We start from the raw sequence: 10285 nt of genomic DNA, 5'->3' as shown, positions 1-10285 counted from the left end.
ATAGCATCTATAACTGGATGGGATTACATTTTGTCAGCCCTAGCTACTGTTGCATGATTTTTGAAAATTGGTATAAATTGGGAATCAAATTCGAGATATACTTTGTCTTGAAAGCTTTTTACATTGGTAATTTCTAAACGAATAATTCTCATTTATTTATTTTCTCATTTTTACCGCAACTGCTTCAATTATATCGCCTCGACTCGGAAAGTAGGGATTTGATTGTGTCACCCTACTTCGTTTCCCACAGGCACTCCACTATTAATCTCACTATGAATGCAGAAAAGCTTATCAGTTTGATGATAAAAAAGCAAATCGCCCCTTTTCTAATACACCAAAGGACGAGCGACTTTTGACCTGAATTAATCTGAACTCACGCACTCAATTAGTATCGCCGCGGCGGGTTTATCTAGATTGTTTGTGAGGCTCAAATATTATCTGTAAAACCCGCCCCTACAGACCTGTAGGGGCGGGTTTTACCAACCATCTATGTCGGAAGCCAAGAATATAATAAACCCGCCCCCACCCAACGACTCAATTAATGACTGTGCCCGTGCCCGCCGTGAGAATGACCGTGCCCGCCATGAGAATGCCCGTGATCACCGTGAGAATGCCCGTGATCCCCATGAGAATGACCGTGCCCTTCATGAGAATGGCTGTGTTCGCGGTGCGCCGAAGCCAAACTCGGATTAACAGCAACCGCAGTCTCACTCAACAACGCTTCAATCTGCGGATTTGCCCACTCAGCGGCCATTTTCAGAAACTCTGGATGGTCATTAACGCAAGGCAATTTGCGGTAAGTAACTCCTTGACGCTGTTTCTGCAAAGACTCAATAATGTGGTCTACATCTAACAATGTTTCGTGATTTTCTGTGGCAAATCCGATCGGCATAAAGAGGATCGCAGTTGCACCCAAATCAATCAAATTCTTCGCAGCCAACGTCGCATCCGGTTGTGTCCATTCAATCAGCGGCGTGTCGTGGTTCAGCCAACCCACCGAAATCAAAGGATAGCGATACATCAAACGTTCCCGCACGCGATCGTACAAAGCTTGACTTTCCACAATACCCGAAGTAAAGCCCTTAGCCTTGTGCGGACAACCGTGATTCATCAGCACAATCCCAATCTGAGAAGGCAAATGCGCTACAGCTAAGTCGTTTTTAATTTCCTCTTCAACCAAATCCGCCATTAGCTGGATGTAAGCAGGTTCATCGTAAAAAGAAGGAATGTAGCGCTGTCCTTTTACCCAATGTTCCTTACCATCAAAGGTTTGTGCTAAAGCTTTATTCACCTGTTCGACTGCAATGCCGCTGGTGAAAACAGAATCAACTACCAACAGCGGATAAATCAGAATTTTGTCAAATCCTTCTGCTTGAATTTGAGGGATTACTTGTTCCGGCAAAAATGGCGCGCAAAAGTTAAAAGCTTTGAACACTTTTACTTTATCGCCCCATTTCTCCTGTAAATTCTTTTCAATCCCGGCGCGCTGCTGTTCAAAAATTGCATTGTGCGGCGAAACGAATTGACCGTGTTGGTGACTCCACTCGTGCAAGTCAAAGATTGCTAAAATCTTCGCCAGCGGCGGATAAATCCAAAGCGGTACTGGCGCAAACTTTGCCGTAAGCAAATTTAAAGCTTGTTCGTTGTAGTTGGCAAAATCGTCGTAGCTTTCGACTTCGCCGTAACCCATCAGCAATACAGCAACGCGATCGTTACTTGCGGGTGCTGCAGATGTTTTGAAATCGATTTTTTCTGGAGAAGCAACCACTTTGTATTCCTCAATTTTATTTATTCTAAGAGATCCAGACAGGATGAAGGGGGAATCAGAGATTTTTCATTGTGTGCGATCGCACGACTGACGTGCGCGGGGCTGATTCCCGGTTTCTGCGCCCATACTTCCCGGTCAAACCTCTTATTTATCCTAAAAACCGGATTGATGAGCATCAGTCCTAAGTCGGTTTTTTTACCCTGACCCGAAATTCGTAGGGCAGCTAAGCTGGCAGGCCTCTAATTTTCACAATCCTGTTTCTTTAAGCTTTTGTGGGGTCGGCTTCGACGCCGCCGGAAAAGTTAAATCTAAATACAGAACAGCTTAAAACTAGAATCAGCCTTTGCTAAGCTTGACAGGAGATGGGGCGGGGGGGGATAAGTTTCATGTTTTCTTAAGACTCCCTCACCTTGCCTCAGATTAATGCGGTTTGGAGCGTTCCCAGCATTTAACTTGGGGGGATACTCTTCAAACTTGACTCTATTATAAGTTTAACACCCTATCCCCAGGGGTAGTATATGATATAGTAGGCATATGATAAAGTTATGTTGCGAAGTATATTAACTTTCTTGACGAACTATGAGACTGGTAATTTGCCCCGGAGTCCACGAACCAAAGCTAACCGACTGTTTCCTAGCGGGACTTTCGGGGCTTTGGGGACTGGCAGCCGATCGCCAAAACCAGCAAATAGTCGATGGTGTCAAGATTTTTCCCGCTCATAAATATCCGCCTTTTTCATCTCTTGACATCTTGCACTTTTTGTGCAGCGAAGAGTTAGCAGGAGAAAGTCTAGTATTTGTCAGCTTTTCGGCAGGAGTAGCCGGGGCGATCGGGGCGGCTTGGATGTGGCAGCAACTCGGCGGCCAAGTCGGGGCTTTTTTTGCCTTAGACGGTTGGGGAGTACCTCTGGGGGGCAATTTTCCCATCCACCGAATCAGCCACGATCGCTTTACGCACTGGAGTTCGGCAATTCTCGGCAGCGGTGGAGAGAGCTTTTATGCAGATCCCGCGATCGAACATTTGGATTTATGGCGAGATCCCCAAACGGCAAAAGGCTGGCACGTCAGCCAAACCACCGCCGGCGTTGAGACTGTCGCACCCACAACCGCAGCACAATTTTTAGTCCACCTATTGAAACAATACGGAGTCCAATCAGTTGTTTAATCTAAATTTAGTATCTTCAGCGATCGCACCTATTGCCACCATCGCCCGCCTAGACAATTCTGTCACTTCAGGCACAACAAACACCATCAAACAGTGGTTAATATTTAGCGCCTCAGCATTTTTAGTCTCCATTCCAGTCTTCGTGCAAGCACCCTTAGTGCGCTTATATCCAACTATCAGTTTGCTGTCAACTATCCCCTGGTTCGTTGTGAGTTTAATTCTAATTTTCCGCCCCAAAACCCAACTTTGGGGAGATTTATTATTAGGATTTGCCGGATGTTGGCTCGCAGGTTCTATCTATTGGGGCTGGTTTAGATGGGAACCAATTTTACATCTACCTATAGAAGCAATTGGCTTACCTTTTGCTATTTGGTGCTTGGGCAAATCTTGGGGAAAAGTTGGCGGCTATTTTTACTTGGGTTCCCTATTGGGTACTGCCATTACTGATTTATATTTTTACTTAACAGGCTTGATGCCCTACTGGCGCCAAGTGATGCACGCGGAACCGGAATTAGCTATGCCGATTTTTCAAAGTGCGATCGGTCAAATCGAAACTCCTTGGGGCATAGGCTGTGCTCTAGTTTTAATCGCTGTGTTGCTAACAGTCGGTTTGCTGAGTTTGCGCGATCGAGAACTGCACTGGCGCGCTTTCAGCGGCGCGGTGTTAAGCACGCTTTTGGTAGATGGTTTATTTTGGCTGGCTGCATCTGCGGCTTAAGATTTATGATTGGTTCCTATGTTGGTAATTTTTGACCGCAGATGTGGGCGCATTGACGCAGATTAACGCAGATTTTTTGATAGATGTAGTCTTGAGATTCCTGACTTCTTTAAGAAGCCGGGAATTTTGGTATTTAGTGAACAATTATGAGTTAAAATCTAAAATCTAAAATCTCAGAATCCAAAATCAATATCATGTCTTTCATTTCAATTCGCGGTGTAGAACATTATTACGAGTGGATAACGGCAGATAACACAGCCCAACCTAGCGGGAAACCAGTGATGGTATTTCTGCACGGCTGGGCCGGATCAGCGCGCTACTGGGAAAGCACGGCACGGGCTATTGCTGATGATTTTGATTGTTTGCTCTACGATATGAGAGGTTTTGGCCGATCGCCTTTGCCAAAAGAGCCTCCTGAGTCCAGCTACGAACTCGAAACCTACGCCCACGACTTAGCGGAATTATTAGAAGCTCTGAATTTAAGCCGCGTCTTTCTCAATGCTCACTCCACAGGAGCATCAATTGCTACTTTATTTCTCAACCTTTACCCCGAAAAAGTAGAAAAAGCAATTCTCACTTGCAGCGGAATTTTTGAATACGACGAAAAATCTTTTACAACTTTTCACAAATTCGGTGGCTATGTGGTAAAATTTAGACCCTCTTGGCTGGCATCCATCCCGTTTGCCGATCGGCTATTTATGGCTCGGTTTTTGCGCCGTTCCCTGCCCACAGAGGTAAGTCTGGCGTTTCTCAAGGATTTTTTAATGGCAGACGAGCAAGCTGCTATAGGTACAATGGTGACGGCAGTCAGCAAAAGAGCAGCCGAGGAAATGCCCCAAGAATTTGCGCGGCTGAGTGTTCCCACACTGCTTATTGCCGGAGAATTCGACCAAATTATCCCCGCCGTCATGGGAGAGCAAGCAGCCTCCCTGAGCAAAAAAGTAGAATTTGTTATAATTCCTAATACGGCTCACTTTCCGATGCTGGAGGATGCCGCAACATACTTGCAGCGAATTCGAGACTTTTTGCCAGCAGCGGCTTAGCTGAGTTATTGTTCATCTAATGTACGATCGGACACGCAAGCTTTGAGAACGGCTTTTGCTCCGATCTTAATTTTTAATTCCTAATTTCTTAAAGCGAAAGGTGGTACAATGAACGACCTCGACCAATACTATAAAGTGCTGGGACTGTTGCCCGGAGCTTCCAGAGAAGAAATTAGCCAAGCCTACAAGGATTTAGCGTTCATTTGGCACCCCGATCGCATCCCCAAAGATAATCCCAGACTACTACAGAAAGCTGAAGAAAAGATTAAGGAAATTAATCAAGCTCGCGAAAAATTGCGATCGATTCAACCAAGAGGTCAGAATCAGAACGTTCAGCAAAAACATACTCAGCACAAAAACACCCAGCAACAAAACCCTCAGTACAGAAACACTCAGCACCAAAACACCCAGCAACAAAACCCTCAGTACAGAAACACTCAGCACCAAAACACCCAGCAACAAAATACTCAGTATAGAAACACTCAGCAACAAACTACCCAGCAACAAAATACCCAGTACAGAAATACTCAGCAACAAAATACCCAGCAACAAAATACCCAGCAACAAAATACCCAGCAACAAAATACCCAACAACAAAATACCCAGCAACAAAATACTCAGTACAGAAACACCCAGCAACAAAATACCCAGCAACAAAATACCCAGCCACCCAATACTCAGTACCAAAACACTCAGCAACCCAATACTCAGTACCAAAACACTCAGCAACCCAATACTCAGTACAGAAATAGTCAGTATCCAAACACTCAGCCACCACCGGCCACCCCAAAAGAACCCCGCTACTCTTCTGAACCCTCTTCAGGAAAATATCCTGGAAATTATCCGGGAAACTATGGGGGAAACCCTGCAGGGCCCTATTCAGAGGCGTCCCGCTACCAATCGCAGCCACCGCCATCTCAGTCTTACCGCCAAGCTGGGCCGCAAGCTCCCGATTTGAGCGGTTCCAACTTCAAAGGAGCTTCCTTAAAAGAAAAGGATTTTTCAGGAAGAAACTTGAGCAATGCAAACCTGAGTGAAGCCGACTTAAGTGATGCTTTTCTACACAACGTCAATCTCACAGGCGCGAATTTGCACCAAGCGAACTTGTTCAGGGCCAATTTGTTAGGAGCTTGTTTGATCAATGCCAACTTGAGAGAAAGCAACTTAATCGGAGCCGATTTGAGCGGTGCTGACTTGAGCGGTGCAGACTTAACAGGAGCGAAAATCGGTTACGGCGATCGAGTTATGGTCAAACTTACCCGGACTACATTAACAGGTACAATCTTACCCGACGGTACTGTTCATAGCTAAATTATTTAGTTTTTAGTCAGTTGTTGTAGAGGCGGGTTTTACCCAAAATATTTGCGGCAACTCGAAATACAAAAAAATTTGCCCTTCGCGAATTTTGGATCAAAACTTATATTCTGTCCGCTAGAACAACCGCAATAAAATTGGTTCGTAGTGAGGCCATTCGTCGTCAGAATTGTATGAGGACTTGCATTCCTCGCTGCGTACCAATAATGGTTAAATTATTTGACATGATATTACGCGATCGCGATCGCACAAACCGAGTTTTTTTTACCCTGTTCAAGAACTGCAACGAGCTCTTTTCGTTCACCAAACCCCCTTTCTGTCTCCAACACGGCTAATCGAGATTCATATTACAGCAACCGCCAAAATGGTTCCTGTTCTGTTTTTTCCTTCTTCCTTCTTCCTTCTTCCTTCTTCCTTCTTCCTTCTTCCTTCTTCCTTCTTCCTTCCGTTATTAATTACTTCCGCCACGGCGATTGCGTAACTTTCGTCCAGCAGCCAGCATAGCGCCTCCCGCCATCAAACCCCCCACACTCATCGGTTCGGGAACCGGCTCAGCTTGAACCGTCTCCACAGAACCGCCTTTAATAAATACAGCAGAATCTAACTTGCCATCGCCCACATCTTTAATGCGGATACTGAGAACATTCGTCTGATTTTGCTTGAGCAAACCCTCAAAACCTAAAACCTTAGTAAAACCGTCCAGCTTAACGATGTTAGCAGCAATACCTGTCAAACTTGGGTTGTCAATATAGTCTGGGTGATAGGTAGAGCGATTATATGGATCAGGAACAAGATTATTAATCGTAACTGTTTTTCCGTCGCTCAGTTTTGCCATATTAGTGCCGTTCAGCAGCAGTTCAAAATCGTCATTAAATTCAGAATTGCCGAACTCAGGAAACTCCTCAGAAGCAAATACATATTGAAAGACTAACTTTTTAACCGTGCTATTAGCAAAAAAGCTGAGGTTTAGCTGAGTCAAATCCCCCTCTTCACCTTCAGGCCCAAAGTCCGTGCTTAAATCGCTGATCTTTGTGGTCGTGAAGTTATCTTTCCGATTCTTACCCCGTATATCGGTGACTTTACCAGTGCTCAGAACAACACCTGATGTCAAACCGAAGGGGTCATTAGTGAAAGTACCAAAAGCAGCCGGATTACCTGTAATTGAAACAGAGAAATTACTCAACCCTGCTGTATTAGCCCCCAATAAATTATTTTTTAAAGTCTCAGTGTTATTAGTTGCCCCTACGGAAAATGCCATTGCTGGCGCTGCCAACAAACTCAGAGCAGTAGTTAATGTAGCTGTTAAGGCAGCAATTTTGTGAGTAATTATCATAAATTTTTCCTGGAAGATACAAACCTGATTTTATGCCCAACTTCATTTTTACATTAGATAAGTATCAATGTCTAGTGCCTTTACAATAACTTTACACATAAGTGAATTTACGCTTTTGGTGATTATTTGTTTTAGTAATTGTTGGCAGTTAGTCAACCAATAAACATCAGCGCAAAAATACGGATGCAAAAATAAACGTACACAGATAATAATTTCAGGACTTACGCACTGGAAACAAAAGAAACCAGGTTTTAAATACCGTTTGCGAGATCCAAAATGACTAATGACTAATGACTAATGACTAAGGATCTCGCCCAAAAAACGTATACCAGCCTCAGATTCCTGTCGTAGAGATATCAAAATTTTTGACGCTCGTTCAACATCCCAGATTCATCTCTGGAGTAAATCAAAAATCCTTCGACTGAGCGCGACTCGACGGCTCGCCGAAGTCTAAAATCTAAAATCTCTAATCGACTGACTGTTGACTAAAACCCTCTTGCTTCTCCTTCGCCGCGCCGATCGGCAGCCCCTTCCAACCAACCGTCTGCAGTCAGGACGATCGCATTAGCGTTTCCCCAGCCGTCAGCTTCGACAATCTGGTGTCCCCGCCGCCGCAACTCCGAAAGCGTCGCAGTCTCAAAACCTCCCCGTTCCACCCTCAGGCGATCCGGTTGCCATTGGTGGTGAATTCTAGGTGCAGATACAGCATCGCCGACATTCATGTCGTAAACCAACACATTCAGCACTATTTGCAACACCGTGGTAATAATCGTACTGCCTCCGGGAGCCCCAGCAGCGAGGCGAAATTTGCCATTTTCTGTCACAATGACCGGCGTCATGCTCGATAAAGGAGTTTTCCCTGGGGCGATCGAATTTGCCTCCCCGCCCACCAAACCAGACGACAAATTCGGCACTCCCGGCGCCGCTGCAAAATCATCCATCTCGTTGTTGAGCAAAATTCCCGTACCCGCGGCCACGACTCCAGCCCCAAAACCCCCATTCACCGTAAACGTTAAGCTTACTACGTTGCGCTCTTTGTCAACTACCGTCAGGTGGGTAGTTTCGGGAGACTCCCACAGCAGACGGTTCAAAGTTTCAGCGTCAACAGCCTTTACCTCGCTGGAGGGTCTGGCTTTTGACATTTGGATTTGCGATCGTCTCAATTTGCCATAATTGGTGCTAGTCAGGGCTTTGACCGGTACACTCACAAAACCCGGGTCGCCCAAATACTCAGCCCTGTCAGCATAAGCAATCCTCATGCTCTCCGCCAGTAAATGTAGCGTATCTGGACTTTGCCTCCCCAACCTTTTGAGATCCGTATCTCCCAGAATATTTAAGATTTGTAACAAATGAACGCCACCGGAAGAAGGAGGCGACATCGCGCAAATTTCGTAAGTGCGAAAGTTGCCACAAACCGGATTTCGCCAAATCGGCGTATAGTTTTTCAAATCTTCCAGAGTGATAAGGCCGCCGTTTTTAGCCATATCGGCGGCGATCGCCCGCGCAATGTCCCCAGTATAAAAACTCTGCGGATTTTGTGCAATCTGCCGCAAACTCCGCGCCAAATCCCGCTGCACCAAAAGCTCACCCGGCTGGTATAAAATGCCACCACGAGTAAAAACCTCCCGCGCCGCCCGGTTTTTTTTGAACACATCCTGTCGTCGCCCGGTAGCCGTGGTAAACCGCGAACTTACTGGAAAGCCATTTTCCGCCAGGGCGATCGCCGGCGCCACCACCGCAGCCCAAGGCAACTTACCATACTCGCGGTGAACCGTATAAAGTCCAGCAACAGTACCCGGAATACCCGCCGCCAAATGCCCGTCCCGACTTGCCCTTGGACGCACCTTACCTTGCTTGTCGAGGTACATATCCCGCGCCGCCCGTTTCGGAGCTCGTTCCCGGAAATCCAGCGCTTGCACAGTCCCCGTTTCGGCCCGCCGCAGGAGCAAAAAACCCCCGCCGCCGATACCCGCCGAAAAAGGCTCCACCACCGAAATCGCCAAAGCCGTAGCAGCCGCCGCATCCACTGCATTGCCTCCCTGTTGCAGCAGGGCCAGCCCCGCAGCGCTCGCCAGAGGGTGAGCCGAAACTGCCATGCCCTGTTTGCTGCGCTGCGGCTGCAAGGTTGGGTGTAGCTGTTGCTGGCAGCCGCCCAACACCAAGACTGTTAGGCAACAAGTATAAATTTGCACTTTGCTCAAGAACTTTGGCAACATTTTTTACGGGTGAGGCGAGGATTTTTTATAGTATACTTTTAGAAGCATCTTCCCTAAAACTTAGCGGTACTGAGTTCAACCGCAAATAAATTACCTGTTATGGCAGATGGGGAAACGATTTGACCCTGGGAACCTCTCGCGGTACAAGAGGAAGAGAAAAAAGAGTGACACCTTATGGCAATTTAATAATTAAACAAGTTGAAAAAAGCATCTTTTTTGAAAAGCTACTGATTTCAAAAAAGCTGATAATCCCCGACCAACTGCCTTGCTGATTTAGAGTGGGAAATCCTAAAGATGCCAATTAGATAAACCAATATTCTCAATTTTCAAAATAGTTTTTTCCTAGCCTGATTAAGCCTCGCCAGTAAATGAAACCTCAAAAATAATTAACTCAAACTTTTAGGTCAGGGCTATGGTAATGCCACACATGGCAGACTTAGCATATCAGTTTTTTGGCAGTTGTTCGACTGGTGATTTAATCAATAAAACAGGATTTACAGACTCTTGATCTCAACTTTGGTTAAAGGATGATAATTAGGTTTGTAGTCACGACTAAGATTCCTCACTCGCTCGCTCCGGTTCCACGAGAAACAATTTTATTGTCAGCGATTAACCCGAATCGCTCTGAGTCAGGAACCAGGTTTTTTAGTAGATAAGCTGTTGCACATTTAAACTGTGATACACGCATTGCCCTTATTTTTGATTTTACGACCCCACTTAATTATTAAT

General features: G+C 45.8%; 8 protein-coding genes. 4 read left to right on the top strand and 4 right to left on the bottom strand.

Annotated features, from left to right (window positions below):
- Positions 1–538: 538 nt before the first annotated feature.
- Entirely contained in the window at positions 539–1768 is a 1230-nt protein-coding gene (locus QT996_RS27200; RefSeq protein ID WP_333050497.1) for a ferrochelatase, read from the bottom strand.
- Between the two features lie 579 nt (positions 1769–2347).
- Here QT996_RS27200 and QT996_RS27195 point away from each other — a divergent pair.
- The 4 genes from QT996_RS27195 (at position 2348) to QT996_RS27180 (ending at position 6004) form a co-directional block, all read left to right on the top strand.
- Positions 2348–2932, top strand: coding sequence for a hypothetical protein (locus tag QT996_RS27195; protein ID WP_333050496.1), 585 nt, complete (start codon positions 2348–2350; stop codon positions 2930–2932).
- Positions 2925–3650, top strand: a complete 726-nt coding sequence (locus QT996_RS27190) for a DUF3120 domain-containing protein (protein ID WP_333050495.1) — start codon at positions 2925–2927, stop codon at positions 3648–3650. The genes QT996_RS27195 and QT996_RS27190 overlap by 8 nt, the downstream gene beginning before the upstream one ends.
- Positions 3651–3844: 194 nt before the next feature.
- Entirely contained in the window at positions 3845–4693 is an 849-nt protein-coding gene (locus tag QT996_RS27185) for an alpha/beta hydrolase (protein WP_333050493.1), read from the top strand.
- Positions 4694–4801: 108 nt separating this feature from the next.
- Positions 4802–6004: a pentapeptide repeat-containing protein gene (locus QT996_RS27180; protein WP_333050491.1), complete on the top strand. Its 1203-nt coding sequence runs from the start codon at positions 4802–4804 to the stop codon at positions 6002–6004.
- A gap of 345 nt (positions 6005–6349) precedes the next feature.
- On the opposite strand, the gene QT996_RS27175 is transcribed toward QT996_RS27180, so the two are convergent.
- From QT996_RS27175 to ggt, 3 genes are all read right to left on the bottom strand, one after another.
- Positions 6350–6475, bottom strand: coding sequence for a hypothetical protein (locus tag QT996_RS27175; protein WP_333050489.1), 126 nt, complete (start codon positions 6473–6475; stop codon positions 6350–6352).
- On the bottom strand, positions 6459–7340 hold the full coding sequence (locus QT996_RS27170) for a choice-of-anchor L family PEP-CTERM protein (RefSeq protein ID WP_333050487.1): 882 nt from the start codon (positions 7338–7340) through the stop codon (positions 6459–6461). The genes QT996_RS27175 and QT996_RS27170 overlap by 17 nt, the downstream gene beginning before the upstream one ends.
- 485 nt (positions 7341–7825) lie before the next feature.
- Entirely contained in the window at positions 7826–9556 is a 1731-nt protein-coding gene (ggt, locus tag QT996_RS27165) for a gamma-glutamyltransferase (RefSeq protein WP_333050486.1), read from the bottom strand.
- Positions 9557–10285 lie beyond the last annotated feature (729 nt).

The sequence above is a fragment of the Microcoleus sp. S13C4 genome (assembly GCF_036700865.1).
Classification (GTDB): domain Bacteria; phylum Cyanobacteriota; class Cyanobacteriia; order Cyanobacteriales; family Microcoleaceae; genus Microcoleus.
The sequence above is the reverse complement of the archived record's forward strand: the minus strand, read 5'-3'. Positions and strand labels throughout refer to the sequence as shown.